At 73.4% G+C, this 16489-nt stretch carries 14 protein-coding genes; 11 read left to right on the forward strand and 3 right to left on the reverse strand.

From position 1 onward, the window contains the following. Nucleotides 1-122: 122 nt before the first annotated feature. Nucleotides 123-623, reverse strand: coding sequence for a DUF5949 family protein (locus PZB75_RS26165; protein WP_275537744.1), 501 nt, complete (start codon nt 621-623; stop codon nt 123-125). A gap of 410 nt (nt 624-1033) precedes the next feature. Here PZB75_RS26165 and rsgA point away from each other — a divergent pair, with 410 nt between their 5' ends. After that, nucleotides 1034-2188 (forward strand): ribosome small subunit-dependent GTPase A, encoded by a 1155-nt coding sequence (rsgA, locus tag PZB75_RS26170; protein ID WP_275537745.1) that lies wholly within the window; start codon nt 1034-1036, stop codon nt 2186-2188. A 94-nt stretch (nt 2189-2282) separates the two neighbouring features. Continuing rightward, on the forward strand, nt 2283-3668 hold the full coding sequence (locus PZB75_RS26175) for a DNA-3-methyladenine glycosylase 2 family protein (protein WP_275538874.1): 1386 nt from the start codon (nt 2283-2285) through the stop codon (nt 3666-3668). A gap of 8 nt (nt 3669-3676) precedes the next feature. Here the strand turns inward: PZB75_RS26175 and PZB75_RS26180 are convergent, their stop codons facing one another. After that, nucleotides 3677-4159: a DUF456 domain-containing protein gene (locus PZB75_RS26180; protein ID WP_275537746.1), complete on the reverse strand. Its 483-nt coding sequence runs from the start codon at nt 4157-4159 to the stop codon at nt 3677-3679. A gap of 69 nt (nt 4160-4228) precedes the next feature. Next, entirely contained in the window at nt 4229-5218 is a 990-nt protein-coding gene (locus PZB75_RS26185; protein WP_275537747.1) for a helix-turn-helix domain-containing protein, read from the reverse strand. 182 nt (nt 5219-5400) lie between these two features. On the opposite strand from PZB75_RS26185, the gene PZB75_RS26190 reads away from it, so the two are divergent. The 9 genes from PZB75_RS26190 (at nt 5401) to PZB75_RS26230 (ending at nt 16004) form a co-directional block, all read left to right on the forward strand. Continuing rightward, a complete protein-coding gene (locus tag PZB75_RS26190; RefSeq protein WP_275537748.1) occupies nt 5401-6756 on the forward strand; it encodes a protein phosphatase 2C domain-containing protein in 1356 nt (451 codons plus the stop codon). Between the two features lie 86 nt (nt 6757-6842). After that, on the forward strand, nt 6843-8585 hold the full coding sequence (locus tag PZB75_RS26195) for a pyruvate dehydrogenase (RefSeq protein WP_275537749.1): 1743 nt from the start codon (nt 6843-6845) through the stop codon (nt 8583-8585). Between the two features lie 225 nt (nt 8586-8810). Then, nucleotides 8811-9977 (forward strand): FAD-binding oxidoreductase, encoded by a 1167-nt coding sequence (locus PZB75_RS26200; RefSeq protein ID WP_275537750.1) that lies wholly within the window; start codon nt 8811-8813, stop codon nt 9975-9977. Beyond that, the gene (locus PZB75_RS26205; protein ID WP_275537751.1) at nt 9974-10321 is read left to right on the forward strand and encodes a (2Fe-2S)-binding protein; all 348 of its coding nucleotides are present in this window, start codon (nt 9974-9976) and stop codon (nt 10319-10321) included. The genes PZB75_RS26200 and PZB75_RS26205 overlap by 4 nt, the downstream gene beginning before the upstream one ends. Beyond that, nucleotides 10302-11939, forward strand: coding sequence for an NAD(P)/FAD-dependent oxidoreductase (locus tag PZB75_RS26210; protein ID WP_275537752.1), 1638 nt, complete (start codon nt 10302-10304; stop codon nt 11937-11939). Before PZB75_RS26205 ends, PZB75_RS26210 begins: the two co-directional genes overlap by 20 nt. Nucleotides 11940-12183: 244 nt before the next feature. Further along, nucleotides 12184-13092 (forward strand): dihydrodipicolinate synthase family protein, encoded by a 909-nt coding sequence (locus PZB75_RS26215; RefSeq protein ID WP_275537753.1) that lies wholly within the window; start codon nt 12184-12186, stop codon nt 13090-13092. A 75-nt stretch (nt 13093-13167) separates the two neighbouring features. Beyond that, the gene (locus PZB75_RS26220) at nt 13168-14169 is read left to right on the forward strand and encodes a proline racemase family protein (protein ID WP_275537754.1); all 1002 of its coding nucleotides are present in this window, start codon (nt 13168-13170) and stop codon (nt 14167-14169) included. Next, complete coding sequence (locus PZB75_RS26225) at nt 14166-15113, forward strand: ornithine cyclodeaminase family protein (RefSeq protein WP_275537755.1); 948 nt, start codon at nt 14166-14168, stop codon at nt 15111-15113. The genes PZB75_RS26220 and PZB75_RS26225 overlap by 4 nt, the downstream gene beginning before the upstream one ends. Nucleotides 15114-15191: 78 nt before the next feature. After that, on the forward strand, nt 15192-16004 hold the full coding sequence (locus tag PZB75_RS26230; protein ID WP_275537756.1) for a GntR family transcriptional regulator: 813 nt from the start codon (nt 15192-15194) through the stop codon (nt 16002-16004). Nucleotides 16005-16489: the final 485 nt, after the last annotated feature.

Raw genomic sequence — 16489 nt, forward strand, 5'->3', positions numbered from 1 at the left:
CGTGCCGCCCGCACATCTCTGTGCGGTATCGCTCATGACGATGCCCACCGCTCTACGGGGGGCGGTGGGCATCGCGGCGTATCGGGCGCGGGGACACTGATGTCCGGAGGTGGAGCCGGGCGTCAGGCCAGGGCGCTCACCGGCAACAGGCAGTGGGCCGAGGTCCTGATGACCTCCTCGTCGGCCGCGAACGAACGCAGCAGTTCCTCGGTGACCGGCCGTCCGGGCGCGGCCTCCGGCCAGGGACGGGTCGCGAAGATCGCGTACGCCTCGCCCTGCTCGGTGGCCGCGGACAGCCACTCGGCGGGCGCCGGGTACTGGGCGGTGAAGTGAGGCAGCGTCAGCACCGCCTGCCCGGCCTGGACCAGGAGCTTCACCGGAAGACCGGGGGTCTCCGCGGCCTTGACGAGGCTGCCGTCGACGGGCAGTCCGCTGCGCTCCAGGGCGGCGCGCATCGCCGCCTCACCGGCCTCGGGTCCGTCCCTCCCGTCGCCGAGGGAGTAGCTGAGCAGAAAAGCGACGTCCTGGCCGTTCTCCGGGTGCGGGCCGCTCCAGCCGATCACGACGAGCGTGCCCAACTGGCTAGCTGTGAAAGGGGCGGTGGCGGTCTGGGGTGAGGTCATGTCCGGCACCATAACCGCCAGGGAACGGGCGTAGTGCACGCGTATCACCTGATCGGGGGACTTCCCTGACAACTTCGGCGAACATGACTGGCACGACGCCCGGTTCGGGAGCGGGCAGGGGGTCGGGGCGGGCCGAAATCCGTTGGCGCCACCCTCGGACCCCGGGCTAAAATCCGCGGTGTTCCGGACAGTGGCCTCGGCCGCTGCCGTCAGCCGGGTGCGGAGGACCGCACGCGTCGCGTGAATCAGGAGGTGAGGACTTGATGACTGTCGTTGCGACGGGCACTGCCCACGACCGGAAGTGTGTCGTTCTCATCCCCGTGGTCACCGGCTGATCCGTTCCGGATCTCCTTCGCGTTCGTCCGCGCCTGTGTGCGCGTGGCCGGGGCCACTCCTTCGAAGGGTTCCCCTTGTCTTTCTCGTTCCTGTCGGCTTCCTCGCCGTCGCACCCGCTGTCCCGCTACGGCTGGGACGACGGCTGGGCCGCCGCGTTCACCCCGTACGCCGAGCAGGGCCTGGTGCCCGGCCGGGTGGTGCGGGTGGACCGTGGGCAGGCCGATGTCGTCACCCCGGACGGCACCGTCCGCGCCGACACCGCCTTCGTGGTGCCCCGCGATCCCATGCGGATCATCTGCACGGGTGACTGGGTGGCCGTCGACCCCGGCGGTGATCCGCGGTTCGTGCGGACGCTGCTGCCCCGGCGCACCGCCTTCGTACGCTCGACGACCTCCCAGCGCTCCGAGGGGCAGGTGCTCGCGACCAACATCGACCACGTCGCCATCTGTGTGTCGATCGCCGCCGAACTCGACCTGGGGCGCCTGGAACGGTTCCTGGCGCTCGCGATGTCCAGCTCCGAGGGTGACGCGCTGCTGCGGGACGGCCCGGACGCCTCCGGCTCCGCCGCCGAACCGCTCGTGGTGCTCACCAAGTCCGACCTGGTGCCGGACGCGGCCACGGTGGCGCATCTCGTCCAGGACGTCGAGTCCGTCGCGCCCGGTGTGCAGGTGCTGCCGGTCAGTTCCGCCACCGGGGAAGGGCTCGATGTGCTGGCCGCCGTCATCTCCGGTGGGGCGAGCGTGCTGATCGGAGTGTCCGGCGCGGGCAAGTCGACCCTCGCCAACTCGCTGCTCGGACAGGACGCGATGGCGGTCCGGGCCACCCGCGAGGCCGACGGCAAGGGCCGGCACACCACCACGACCCGCAACCTCCTGGTGCTGCCCGGCGGCGGCGTACTCATCGACACCCCAGGGCTGCGCGGTGTCGGGCTCTGGGACGCGCAGACCGGGGTCGGGCGGCTCTTCTCGGAGATCGAGGAACTGGCCCGGGGGTGCAGGTTCCACGACTGCGGCCATGTCTCCGAGCCCGGGTGCGCGGTGCTGTCCGCCGTCGAGGACGGAGCGCTGCCCGAGCGGCGGCTCGACAGCTACCGCGGGCTGCTGCGGGAGAACCAGCGCCTCGTCGCCAGGACCGACACCAGGGTGCGGTCCGAGCTGCGGAACGTATGGAAGCGCAGGGAGGCCGAAGGACGGGCCGCCCTGGCGGCGAAGCGGGGCAGGCTGCGGTAGGCCGCACGCCTTCCGGGCCCCGGAACCCCCTTCGGGGCCGACGTCCGAAAGCCGCGAGTGCACCGGTCCCGGCCGGTGCACACTGGACGGTGTGATGGACGACGAGACCAGGTACGAGGCGGTGAGCAGCCGCGACGCGCGGTTCGACGGGGAGTTCTTCTTCGCCGTCGAGACGACCGGGATCTACTGCCGCCCGAGCTGCCCCGCCGTCACCCCCAAACGGAAGAACGTCCGCTTCTTCCCGACCGCGGCAGCCGCCCAGCGGGGCGGCTTCCGGGCCTGCCGGCGCTGCCGCCCGGACGCCGTCCCCGGTTCGGCGGCCTGGAACGTACGGGCCGATGTCGTCGGACGGGCCATGCGCATGATCAGCGACGGCGTGGTCGACAGGGAAGGGGTGCCCGGCCTGGCCCACCGGCTCGGCTACAGCACACGCCAGACGCAGCGGCAGCTCACCGCCGAACTGGGTGCCGGTCCCGTCGCTCTCGCCCGAGCCCAGCGGGCCCACACCGCCCGGGTCCTGCTCCAGACCACGGACCTGCCGGTCACCGAGATCGCCTTCGCGTCGGGGTTCGCGAGCGTGCGCCAGTTCAACGACACGGTCCGGAAGATCTACTCCCGCACCCCCAGCGGTCTGCGGGCCGAGTCCGGGGCCGGGCCGGTGGGCGGTCCGGACGGGGCGAGCCGGGCCGGCATCCCGCTGCGGCTCGCGCACCGGGGCCCGTACGCGGCCCGGGAGGTCTTCGACCTCTTCGCGGAGGAGACGGTTCCGCTGGTCGAGGAGATGACGGGGACACCCGGCGACCGTGTCTACCGGCGCACCCTCCGGCTGCCGTACGGCTCCGGTGTCGTCGCCGTCGACGAGCGGTCCGCCGGGGCGTGGCTGGACGCCCGGATCCAGCTCACCGATCTGCGTGATCTGACGACGGCGGTCCAGCGGCTGCGCCGGCTCCTCGATCTCGACGCCGATCCGTACGCCGTGGACGAGGCGCTGGGCGCCGATCCCCGGCTCGCCCCGCTCGTCGCCGCCAGGCCCGGACTGCGCTCGCCGGGAGTGGCCGACCCGGAGGAGTTCGCCGTGCGGGCGCTGCTGGGGCGTGCCGAGGCCGGGCGACTCGTGGAGGCGTACGGGAAGCGCCTCGACGCGCCGTGCGGTGGTCTCAGCCACGTCTTCCCGGAGCCGGGGGCGCTGGCCGGTGCGGGGGAGGAGCGGCCGGAACTGCGGACGCTGGCGTCCGCGCTCGCCGACGGGACCGTACGGCTCGACGCCGGGGCCGACCGGGACGAGGCCGAGCGGGCCCTGCTGCGGCTGCCGGGGATCGGACCGAGGGCCGCGGCCCTGATCAGGATGCGGGCACTGGGCGATCCGGACGTCGATCCCGACGACATCCCGGGGGCCGGGGCGTGGCGACCGTGGCGGTCGTACGCCGTACGCCATCTGGAGCACGCCCGCCGGGCCCAGGCCGGTGCCGGAGCGCGGTGAGGGGCGGGTCAGCCCCGGATGACCGTGCCGAGCCAGGCGCCCGTGACCAGCAGACAGGCGAACAGCTCCACCAGTACGGAGACACCGGTGGCCCGGATCACCGAGCGCACCGACGACCAGCCCGCCGCGTGGCTGCCGAGCCGCAGCCGCTCGGCGCCGTAGACCGCGCCGACGTATCCCAGGACGCAGCCCACCACCGGCACCACGAAGAAGCCGACGATCCCGGCGAGACCACCGAGCATCAGCGTCCCGCGAGGCGCACCCGACTCGCCCCGCCGACGCGACGGCAGCAACGGCTTCAGCGCCTGGTTCAGCAACAGCAGGGCCGTCGCCCCGATCAGCACCCCCCAGGCCACCGGGGTCGTGTCCGTCAGTGCCCACCAGAGCACCGCGGCCCAGACGATCGCCTGGCCCGGCACCCCCGGCACCAGCACTCCGATCAGGCCGAGCAGCATGACCAGACCGACGGCGACGAGCTGCCACACACTCATCCGGCCAGCCTGCCGGACTCCGTCACGTCCCGCTCGCCGGCCGCGACCCGGGTGGGGAGAGCCCTCGGTTCAGCCCCGTCCTCCCCGGGACACCCAGCCCCGCTCGTACGCGTGCCAGCCCAGCTGGAGCCTCGTCGACACCCCGGCCAGCTCCATCAGACCCTTCACCCGCCGCTGCACGGTACGCAGCCCCAGCTCCAGTTGTTTGGCCACGCTCGCGTCCGTCAGTCCCGCCAGCAGCAGCGACAGGATCTCCAGATCGGTGGGGTCGGGTCCCGCCGGGCCCTCCCGTTCCCAGCCGCTCCCGCCGAGTCGCAGCGGCATCGCCTCCCGCCACACCGCCTCGAACAGTCCCGTGAGCGATTCCAGCAGACCGGAGGCGTGGACGACGAGTGCGGCGGGCTCCGTGCCGTGCCCGGTCATCGGCACCATCGCCAGACGGCCGTCGGCGACGACCAACTCGGTCGGCAACCGGTCGACGGACCTGATCCGCGCGTCGCGGTTCCGCGCGGTCGGCAGTTCCAGGACCGCGACGGGCAGCGCCAGCACCTCACGCTCGATCACCGCCCGGAACGTCACGCCCCGGTCGGCCGCCCGTCTCCGTGATCCGTCGGCCGCGCCGCTCATCGCGACCGGTTTGCCGGTGATCAGCGCGCAGACCTCGTCGGCCGCCCCCAGCTGGAGCTGCTGGAACCGGTACGCCACCGCGCTCGCCCCCGTGACCACCTCCACCAGGTCGTGCAGGGCCGGTTCGGCGGCCTCCGCCCGGTACTCCTCCGCGAGCCGCGCGGCCGACCGTTCCGCCCGGTCCAGCTCACGGCGCTGCCTGGTCAGCAACGCGCCCAGCGCCACCCCGGGCGGCGCCGCCACCCACCGTCCCGCGCGGGTGGAGGACCGGGCGGCCAGTCCGTGCCGCTCCAGCCCGCGCAGCGCCAGGTCCGTGTCGTGCTCGGGGAGCCCCAACCGGTGCGCGAGATCGGTCACCTCCGCCGCCCCCACGGAGACGAGCGCGCGGTAGGCCGATTCCTGCCTCTCGTCGAGACCTATGGCTCCCAGCAACTCCGGACTCCTCCCCGAGCGTGTTCGTTCCGCCGGACTCGTGGGCCGGCCGTGGCGGAACGCGGCCACGGCGTGAATCCGCCGCGGGCCATCATCCCCGTAACGCTCGCCGTTGTGCCCAGCGGATCGCTATTTCCCGATGAACAGGTTTTCCCGGGCCCTGGCGGTGGAGAATCAAGGGCATGAGCCAGCAGGGGGAGGGGCGCGTCACCCGCGAGGACGACTGGTGGCACAGGTTGTACGACGAGGCGGTGGCGGTCGGGATCGTGGCGGAGGCGGAGGCGGAGGCAGGGGCGGAGGTGGGGGTACGGGATCGGGGGCAGGCCGCCGATCCCGTACCGGAGTCCCGGACGGTGCCGGGCCGCGCGCCGTGGGAGAGACCGGCGGAGCCCACCCGGCCGCGGACCTTCGAAGGGCCGAGGACGGTGGTGCCGCAGCCGGTCCCCGTACCACGGGCGGAGCCGACCGTGGCGGACGGGACGGTGGCAGGAGCTGAATCCGGGCCGGGCCGTGCCACCGCCCGGACCCCCGCCGAGGCACGCGCCGCCGACGGGTCCGACACCGCCGACGACCGGCCGCGCGTCGGGTACGTGGGGGACCGGCCGCCCACCTACGACGCCGAACCCACCGCCCTGCCCGCCACCGGTCCCGATGAGCTGGACGAACTCGACGGCCCGTTCGCGGACACCGTGCTCGACGGGGCGAGCTACGGCTCGTACGTCCTGCGCGCCGCCTCCGTGCGCGGGGACTCCGCGCGGTTCCGGGGGGAGCCGCGCCGGGACTCCCTGCTCACCGTGCGGTTCGGCACGGCGGAGAACGCCCTCGTCCTGGTCGCCGTCGCGGGCGGCGGCCGGGCCGGGACGGGGACGCATCGTGCGGCGGCCGACCTCTGCCGCTGGATCGCCCGCGCCGTCGGCCGCAGCCACGCCCGGCTCTGCGACGACATACGGGCGGACCGGCGGCCCGACCTGCGCGCGGGGCTGCACCGGCTGACTGACCGTGGCTACGGCAGGCTCCGCACCCGCGCCGCCGAGCTGAGGCTGCGACCGGAGGAGTACACGGCGGGCCTGCGCTGCCTCCTGCTGCCGACCGACCCGGAGTGCCGTACCCGGGTCGTCTTCGGGGAAGGTCCCGGCGGGCTGTTCCGGCTCCGCGACGGTGCCTGGCAGGACCTCGAACCACGGGTGGCCGCAGAGGGCGGAGCCGGGGGCGAGGAGACTCCGGACGGCGAACGGCCCGCCATGGCCCCGGGGGACGCGTCGCCGCCGGCCCCGTACGACGTGGACGGGGAGCCGGTCCCACCGTCCGACGGGCGCTTCCTGTTCCGGGCGGCACAGGCCCGTCCGGGCGACACGCTCCTGTTGTGCGGCCCCGGTCTCGCCGACCCCGTACGCGGTGAGCCGGCCCTCACCGACGCGCTCGCCGGACGCTGGACGACCGGCGGCCCGCCCGGTCTCGCCGCGTACCTCGCGGACATCCAGCTCAGGGCCAAGGGGTACGCCGACGACCGTACGGGGGCCGCCGTCTGGGAGGCGTAACCGCGTGGGCCGTGGGTTGATGGACTCCGGAGACCGTACGGCGACCGGAGCCCGGTGGGCCGACAGTGCAGGAAGGGTGCGCACCCATGGCCAAGCAGAACGTGGCGGAGCAGTTCGTGGACATTCTCGTCCGGGCGGGCGTCCAGCGGATGTACGGGGTCGTCGGCGACAGCCTCAACCCGGTCGTCGACGCCATCCGGCGCAACTCGGCCATCGAGTGGGTCCAGGTCAGGCACGAGGAGGTCGCCGCGTTCGCCGCCGGGGCGGAGGCGCAGATCACCGGCAGTCTGGCGGCCTGCGCGGGCTCCTGCGGTCCGGGCAATCTGCACCTCATCAACGGTCTCTACGACGCCCACCGCTCGATGGCCCCCGTACTGGCCCTCGCCTCACACATCCCGTCGAGCGAGATCGGCCTCGGCTACTTCCAGGCGACCCATCCGGACCAGCTGTTCCAGGAATGCAGCCACTACAACGAGATGATCTCCAACCCGCAGCAGATGCCCCGGCTGCTCCAGACGGCGATCCAGCACGCGATCGGCCGCGGCGGGGTCAGTGTCGTGGCGCTGCCGGGCGACATCGCCTCCGAGCAGGCGCCGGAGAAGTCGATCGAGCACGCGCTCGTCACCTCGCGGCCCACGGTCCGGCCCGGCGACGAGGAGATCGAGAAGCTGCGGCGGATGATCGACGCGGCGAAGCGGGTCACCCTCTTCTGCGGCAGTGGCACGGCCGGCGCGCACGCGGAGGTGATGGAGTTCGCGGAGCGGGTGAAGTCGCCGGTCGGGCACGCGCTGCGCGGCAAGGAGTGGATTCAGTACGACAACCCGTACGACGTGGGCATGAGCGGGCTGCTCGGTTACGGCGCCGCCTACGAGGCCACCCACGAGTGCGATCTGCTCGTCCTGCTGGGCACCGACTTCCCGTACAACGCCTTCCTGCCGGACGACGTGAAGATCGTCCAGGTCGACGTGCGACCCGAGCACCTGGGCAGGCGCTCGAAGCTGGACCTGGCGATCTGGGGGGACGTCCGTGAGACCCTGCGCTGTCTGACCCCGCTGGTCCGCCCCAAGGACGACCGGAAGTTCCTCGACCGGATGCTGAAGAAGCACGCCGACGCGCTGGAGGGCGTCGTCAGGGCGTACACCCGCAAGGTCGACAAGCACGTGCCGATCCATCCGGAGTACGTCGCCGCCGTGCTGGACGAACTGGCCGACGACGACGCCGTGTTCACCGTCGACACCGGTATGTGCAATGTGTGGGCGGCCCGCTACCTGACGCCGAACGGCAAGCGTCGGGTGATCGGCTCGTTCAGCCACGGTTCGATGGCCAACGCGCTTCCGCAGGCGATCGGCGCGCAGTTCGTCGACCGCGGGCGTCAGGTCGTCTCGATGTCCGGTGACGGCGGATTCACCATGCTGATGGGCGACTTCCTGACCCTGGTCCAGTACGACCTGCCCGTCAAGATCGTGCTGTTCAACAACTCCTCGCTCGGCATGGTCGAGCTGGAGATGATGGTCGGGGGCCTGCCGTCGTTCGGCACGACCAACACCAACCCGGACTTCGCCGCCATCGCGCGGGCCGCCGGGGCGTACGGCGTGCGGGTGGAGAAGCCGAAGCAGTTGGCGGGAGCGCTGAAGGACGCGTTCAGGCACAAGGGCCCGGCGCTCGTCGACGTGGTCACGGACCCGAACGCGCTCTCCATCCCGCCGAAGATCAGTGCCGAGATGGTGACCGGGTTCGCGCTCTCCGCCAGCAAGGTGGTGCTGGACGGGGGAGTGGGCCGGATGATCCAGATGGCCCGCTCCAATCTGCGGAACGTGCCACGGCCCTGAGCGCCGGCCGTGCGGGAGCGCCCCGACGGTTTCGCCCGCCGGGGGAGAGGGCAGCGGCCGACGGGACCCGGGGCGGGGGGCTCGTGGCTGCTCCAGGCGTTCACCAGGTGTTCTCCGGGGCATCGGCGGGCTGATTTCCGGGTGCCTCCGGGCGTTCGTCAGGCTCCTCCGCGTGCCCTCATGCGCCCTCTTGGCACGCCTTGAGCAATGTGACATATTACTGCCGTGCTCATGAGACAGCCCTTGGATGTCGTCATCGTCGGGGCCGGGGTGGTCGGCGCCGCGTGCGCCTATTACGCCTCCCGGTCCGGACTCTCCGTGGCCGTCGTCGACCGTGGCCCGGTCGCCGGTGGCACCACCGGAGCCGGTGAGGGAAACCTCCTGGTCTCCGACAAGGTGCCCGGTCCGGAACTGGACCTGGCCCTGCTCTCCGCCGCGCTCTGGCGCGAGCTGGCCGACGAACTGCCCCCGGACATCGAGTACGAGCAGAAGGGCGGCCTGGTCGTGGCGGCGGGCGAGGCGTCCCTGGCCACACTGGGCGCGACGGCGGCCGGTCAGAGGGCTGTCGGCGTCGAGGCGTTCGCGGTGGCCGCGGACCAACTGCGGGACCTCGAACCGCATCTGGCCCGCGGTCTGGCCGGCGGAGTCCACTACCCGCAGGACGCCCAGGTCCAACCGGCCCTCGCCGCGGCCCACCTGCTGCGGGCCGCCGGGCGCGGTGGGGCACGGACGCTGCCGGGCGTGGAGGTCGTCGCCGTGCTCACCGGCGCTTCGGGCGAGGTGCGGGGAGTGCGGACCGACAAGGGTGAACTGCTCGCACCGGCGGTGGTCAACGCCGCGGGCACCTGGGGCGGCGAACTGGCGGCACTGGCCGGGGTCGAGCTGCCCGTGCTGCCGCGACGGGGCTTCGTCCTGGTCACCGAACCGCTGCCGCCGCTGATCCGGCACAAGGTGTACGCGGCGGAGTACGTGGCCGACGTGTCGAGCGGGTCGGCCGCACTCCAGACCTCGCCCGTGGTGGAGGGAACCCCGTCCGGGCCGGTGCTCATCGGCGCCAGCCGTGAACGCGTGGGCTTCGACCGCACCCTGTCGGTGCCGGTGATCAGCCGGCTGGCCGCCGGGGCCACGGCACTCTTCCCGGTGCTCGCCGACGTCCGGGTGCTGCGGACCTATCACGGCTTCCGTCCGTACCTCCCCGATCACCTCCCGGCGATCGGGGCCGATCCCCGGGTTCCCGGACTGTTCCACGCCTGCGGACACGAGGGCGCCGGGATCGGGCTGGCGCCGGCCACCGGCCGGCTGATCGCGGACGCGATCCGGGGGGAGACTCCCGTACTCGACCCCGGACCGTTCGCGCCCGAGCGGTTCGACACCACCCGCGACGCGGCATGACCGCGGAGAGGAGCCCCGTGAAGCGCAGCCGGGCGCGTACGCCCGCCGAACTGGTCGGAGCGGTCCCCGAGCCGGAGTTCGAGTTCACCTTCGACGGCCGTACGATCCCGGCGCTGCCCGGTCAGAGCATCGCCGCGGCCCTCTGGGCGGCCTCGGTCCTGGCCTGGCGCACCACCCGGGTGAACGGCCGCCCCAGGGGGGCTTTCTGCGGAATCGGCTCCTGTTTCGACTGCCTGGCCACTGTCAACGGCCGGCCCAATCAGCGGGCCTGCCTGCTCCCCGCCGGACCCGGCGACACCGTGACCACCCAGGAGGGCGACGGACATGCAGAACACCTCGGGTGAGGTCTCCGGGGTCCCGGGACCGGGCGGAGGACCCGGCCCCGACCGGGGTCCGGACCGGGGCGTGGGGCCGGGCCGTGGCGGGGCCTCCGGCCCCTCGGACGCGGGCGTGCGGTCCGGGCCCGGCGGCGGGGTGTCCGGCACCACCGGCGAGGTCCCCGGCACCTCCGGTGCCTCCGCCGGGGCGACGGCGTCCGCCGCGCTGGCGGTGATCGGCGCCGGGCCCGCGGGTCTCGCCGCGGCCGTCACGGCGGCCGACCACGGCCTCGACGTCGTCCTGCTCGACGCGTCGGCCGCACCGGGCGGGCAGTACTACCGCAGCCCGGCACCCGGCCTCGGCGCCGCCCGGCCGGAGGCCCTGCACCACGGCTGGGCCGCCTTCGCCGGCCTGACCGCCCGGCTGGACCGGCACCGCGCCACCGGCAGGGTCCGCCATCTGGCCGAACACCAGGTGTGGGCCGTCGAGCGGACCGGCGACGACTGGGCCCTGCACTCCCTGACCGGTGCGGGCGGGCAGGGCCGGGCCACCGTCCGGGCCCGCCGCCTGCTGCTCGCCACCGGCTCCCACGAGCGCCAACTCCCCTTTCCCGGCTGGACCCTGCCGGGAGTGGTGGGCGCCGCCGGGGCCCAGGCCATGCTGAAGTCCGGGCTGGTGCTGCCGGGGAGGCGCGTCGTCGTCGCGGGCAGCGGCCCGCTCCTCCAGGCCGTCGCGGCCTCACTGACCCTGGCCGGGGCCGACGTACCGGCCCTGGTGGAGGCGTCCGGTTACGCCGCGTACGCCCGCGCCCCCCATGTGCTGGCCGCCAACCCGGGCAAGCTGGCGGAGGGCGCGCGCCACGGACTCGCCCTGGCGCGGAGCGGTGTACGGGTGCTGTCGCACCGGGCGGTGACCGCGGTGCACGGCACACGACGGGTGGAGGGCGTCACCGTCAGCCGCGTCGACCGCGACTGGCGGCCGGTACCGGGCAGTGATCGCCGCATCGACTGCGACGCCCTCGCCGTGGGGCACGGGCTCGTGCCCCAGATCGAACTCGCCACCACGCTGGGCTGCGCCACCCGCCGCTGCGCCGACGGCACCCACGCGCTGCTCCTCGACCGCCGACTGCGCACCACCGTGCCGGGCATCTGGGCGGCGGGCGAGCCGGGAGGCATCGGAGGAGTGCAACTCGCATTTGCGGAGGGCGAGTTGGCTGCTCTCTCGGTGATCGACGACGGCGGGGGGACGGCCCCGGGGGTGGACCGCCGCCGGGTGACAGCGCTCCGCCTGGCGCGCCGCAGGATGCGCGCCTTCGCCGAGGTCATGGGCGCGGCACACCGGCCGGGCCGGGGCTGGAGCGGCTGGACGGCGGACGACACCGAGGTCTGCCGCTGCGAGGAGGTCACCGCGGGACAGGTCCGTACGGCGCTCGACGACCTGGGGGCGGGAGACGCCCGTACGGTCAAACTGCTCACCCGGGCCGGAATGGGCTGGTGCCAGGGCCGGATGTGCGGCTTCGCCGTCGGTGAACTGGCCCGCTGCCACGGCGCCGGTGAGGAGGCGGCCGGGCCGGGCCGACGACCACTGGCATGCCCGGTCCCCCTGTCCGCGCTCGCTGAGGCCGCCCCTGGCGACCGGACCTGAGGGATCACGGGACAGCCCCTGGTGCACCTCCCAGCAAGATCTGCCGGGAGAGGCACCGGGACCTCTCGTCCGGCCCGGACCCGGTCCGCCGCGTCGGAGGCGGAGCCGGGGCCATCCGGCGACTCCCGTACGACAGTGGTCCTCCGCCGTCCGGCACCTCGACCCACCGTCCCCGACCCGCCGCCACCTCACGGAATCGCGCCACCGTCCCACCCCGCCCTCTCACACCTCTCAAGGAGCCCCGATGCAGCCGAACCCGCCCGCCCGCACCCGCCCCTGGCGAGGCGTCATGGTCGCCACCCCGCTGACCCTGCGCGACGACCGGTCCGTCGACTTCGACGCGTACGGCGAACACGTCCGGCAGCTCATCGCCGCGGGCTGCGACGGTGTCGTCCCCAACGGTTCGCTGGGGGAGTACCAGACCCTCACCGACGACGAGCGGGCCCGGATCGTACGCGTCGCCGTGGAGGCGGCGGGGGACGGCGACCGGGTGATGCCGGGCGTCTCCGCGTACGGCGGCGCCGAGTCGCGGCGCTGGGCCGAACAGGCCGCCGAGGCGGGCGCCGGATCGGTGCTGCTGCTGCCCCCCAACGGCTACCGCTGCGACGACGCCGCGGTCCGCGCCCACTACGCCGAGGTGGCGGCGGTCGGGGTACCGGTCGTCGCGTACAACAACCCGTACGACACCAAGGTGGACCTGACCCCGCGGCTGCTCACCGAACTCCACCAGGAGGGCGCGGTCGTCGCCGTCAAGGAGTTCACCGGCGACGTCCGCCGGGCGTACGAGATCGCCGAGCTGGCGCCCGGCCTCGATCTGCTCGTGGGCGCCGACGACGTCCTCCTGGAGCTCGCCCTGGCCGGCGCCGTCGGGTGGATCGCGGGAACCCCCAACATGCTGCCCGACTGTTGTGTGGAGCTGTACCGGGCCGCCGTCACCGGCGATCTGGCGACCGCGGTCCCGCTCTACCGGCAACTGCACCCACTGCTGCGATGGGACTCCAAGCCGGAGTTCGTCCAGGCGATCAAGGTGTCGATGGATGTCGTCGGACGCCACGGAGGACCCTGCCGCCCGCCGCGCTTCCCGCTGCCGGCCGACGCCGCGGCCGCGGTCCGCGCCGCGACCGAGAAAGCGCTCGCCGAAGGACTGAACTGACACCGGGCGCACGACGGGTGCGCCGCCACATGTGAGAGAGACCTTCCGACCCACCAGGCCGACCCAGGGGGAGCCTTGCAGACACGCCACATCTTCCATGCCGTCGACTCGCACACCGAGGGCATGCCCACCCGCGTCATCACAGGGGGCGTCGGCACCATCCCGGGCGCCACCATGGCCGAGCGGCGCCGCTACTTCCGGGAGCACAGGGACGCGGTCCGCACCCTCCTGATGTACGAGCCGCGCGGCCACGCCGCGATGAGCGGCGCGATCCTCCAGCCGCCGACCCGCCCCGACGCGGACTTCGGCGTCCTCTACATCGAGGTGTCCGGCTATCTGCCGATGTGCGGCCACGGCACCATCGGGGTGGCGACCGTCCTCGTCGAGACCGGCATGGTCGAGGTCGTGGAGCCGGTCACCACCGTACGGCTGGACACCCCCGCCGGGCTGGTCAGCGTCGACGTCCAGGTGAAGGACGGCGCGGCCACCGCGGTGACCCTCACCAACGTCCCCGCGTTCTGCGCCGGGCTCGACCGCGAGGTGGACGTCCCGGGTCACGGCACCGTCCGCTACGACCTCGCCTACGGCGGCAACTTCTACGCGATGCTCCCACTGGCCGACCTCGGACTTCCCTTCGACCGGGCCCGCAAGGACGACATCCTGGCGGCCGGGCTCGCGCTCATGGACGCGATCAACGCCGCGGACCCGCCCACGCACCCGGAGAACCCCGACATCCGCGGCCTCAAGCACGTCCAGCTGATCGCCCCCGGCTCCGACGCGGCGCACTCCCGACACGCCATGGCCATCCACCCGGGCTGGTTCGACCGGTCCCCGTGCGGAACCGGCACCTCGGCCCGGATGGCGCAGCTGCACGCCCGGGGCGAACTCCCGCTGCACACCGACTTCGTGAACGAGTCGTTCATCGGGACCTCCTTCACCGGACGCCTCGTCGAGGAGACCACCGTGGGCGGACTGCCCGCCGTCGTGCCCACCGTGACCGGCCGCGCCTGGCTGACCGGCACCGCACAATTCTTCCTGGACCCGTCCGACCCCTTCCCCGAAGGATTCCTGCTGTGAGTCTTCCCCTGATCGGCGCCGCCGACATCGAGGCCCTGGGCCCGGCGGCGGCCGTGGACGCGCTGGAGGAGGCGCTGCGCGAGGGGCTCGATCCGGAGACCGTTCCCGCCCGCAGCAATCTGACGGTGCCCGGCGGCGAACTGCTCCTCATGCCCGCGACGACCCAGGACGTCACGGGGGTGAAGATCGCGGGGGTGGCGCCCGGCAACGCGGCGCTCGGGCTGCCCCGCATCACCGGCAGCTACCTGCTGCTCGACGGGCCGACCCTGGTCCCCCTCGCCCTGCTCGACGGTGCCGCGCTCACCACCCTGCGTACTCCGGCCGTCTCCGCCCTCGCCGTCAGACACCTGACGGTCCCGTCCGTCGGCCACCTGGTGATCTTCGGTACCGGACCGCAGGCGTACGGCCACCTCACAGCCGTGCTCGCCGAACGCCCCGTCGACCGGCTCACGGTGATCGGCCGCACCCCGGAGCGGGTGGCGTCGCTCGTGGCGCACGCCCGGACCCTCGGTCTGCGCGCGGACGAGGGCGGCCCCGAGGAGGTGGCCACCGCCGACCTGGTGCTGTGCTGCACCACGTCCCGGACGCCGCTGTTCGACGGCGCGTCGGTACGGGACGGAGCCACGGTCGTGGCCGTCGGCTCGCACCTGCCCGATGCCCGGGAGACCGACTCCCGGCTGGTGGCCCGCTCGATCGTCCTGGTGGAGGCGAGGTCGGCCGCGCTGGCGGAGGCGGGCGACCTCCTCGTACCGATCGCCGAAGGCGCCATCGCGCCGGAGGACATCGCGGGGAACCTCGCCGATCTGGTGTCGCAGGACGGCGTGGGTACGGAGCTGCGCAAGGAACTGGCGTCGTCCGGCCGTCCCCGGTTCTTCAAGAGCGTCGGAATGGGCTGGGAGGACCTGGCGATCGCCGCGGCCGTCCATCGGAGGTTGAACCCCTGATTCAGGCATCGGCGTGCGGGGCCCGGTGGAAAGGTGACATTGTATTCTGGGGCTCCGCACGGTGCTGGAGGAACAGACATGGCCCGCCTGACGTCGCTCAATGTGATCTCGGCACAGGAGCATCTGCGCGACCAGGTGGCGCACGCGTTGCGGGCGGCGCTGATCGCGGGCGAGCTGCGCCCCGGGGTGATCTACTCCGCCCCCGCTCTCGCGTCGGAGTTCGGGGTGTCGGCGACCCCGGTCCGTGAGGCCATGCTGGACCTGGCCCGGGAGGGGCTGGTCGAGGCGGTCCGCAACAAGGGCTTCCGGATCACCGAGCTGACCGAGCAGGACCTCGACGACTTCACCGAACTCCGGGCCATGATCGAAGTGCCCACCGTCGGCCGGATCGCCCGGATGGGCAAGAGCCGGGAGCTGGAGGCGTTGCGGCCCCTCGCCCTCGCCATCGTCGACGCCGCACGCGAGCACGACATCCTCGGCTATCTGGAGGCGGACCGGCGGTTCCACCTCGACCTCCTCGGGCTGGCCGGCAACCGCAGGCTGGTCGAGGAGGTCGGCGATCTGCGGAAGCGGTCGCGGCTGTTCGGCCTCAACCGGCTCGCCGAGAACGGGCAGTTGATCGCCTCGGCCGAGGAACATGTGCAGTTGCTCGACCTGATCATCGCCGGGGATGTGGCGGGGTCCGAGGAGTGCATGCTCGCCCATATGTCGCACGTCCGGTCACTGTGGGCGGGCGACCAGGCCGAAGAACCGGCCGAGGAACCGGCCGTCGGGACGACCGAGGTGCGGAGCGGGGGACGGACCGTACGGGCCGGTGGACGGCTGGGTACGGGGACGTCGGGGCGGGCGTCCGCCCCCGGGAAGTTGTCGCTGAGCCTCGACGAGAAGTGACCTGCCGTAATCGCCGTCCGGCGGCGTGCGAGGGATGAATGGCGCACCGGGCGCGTGGCGCCACGGGCTGAGCCGTACGCGACGCGTCGCACGTGGGCCGCGCGCCCGATGAGCGCGCACGGGCCGAGCGGCGTGCGCTTCCCGTGAGCTGAAGACCCCCTTCGCCGCTGACGCCGAGTGCTCCAGGTGGCCGAGGCGGTGACGTCACGTCAGGCCGTGAGCCCGTCCCTCCAGGCTGACGCGCTTCACCTCGACGCCCCATGTGTTCATGCCCTTGGGCGTGTCGAGCCGACGGGCGTGTCGAGCCGGCGGGCGGATCGTGGTGGGCGCGTCGAGTCGGAGTGCGGATCGTGGTGGGCGCGGCCACTGAGCGCGGGCCGCCGCGCGCACCACCGCACGCACCTCCGCATGCACGGGCCATCGCGCGCGCGGACCGCCGCACGCGCAGCCGTGCCCCCGTGAGTCGGTTCCGTGCCGTGCGCGGC

The organism is Streptomyces sp. AM 4-1-1 (assembly GCF_029167625.1).
Lineage (GTDB): Bacteria > Actinomycetota > Actinomycetes > Streptomycetales > Streptomycetaceae > Streptomyces.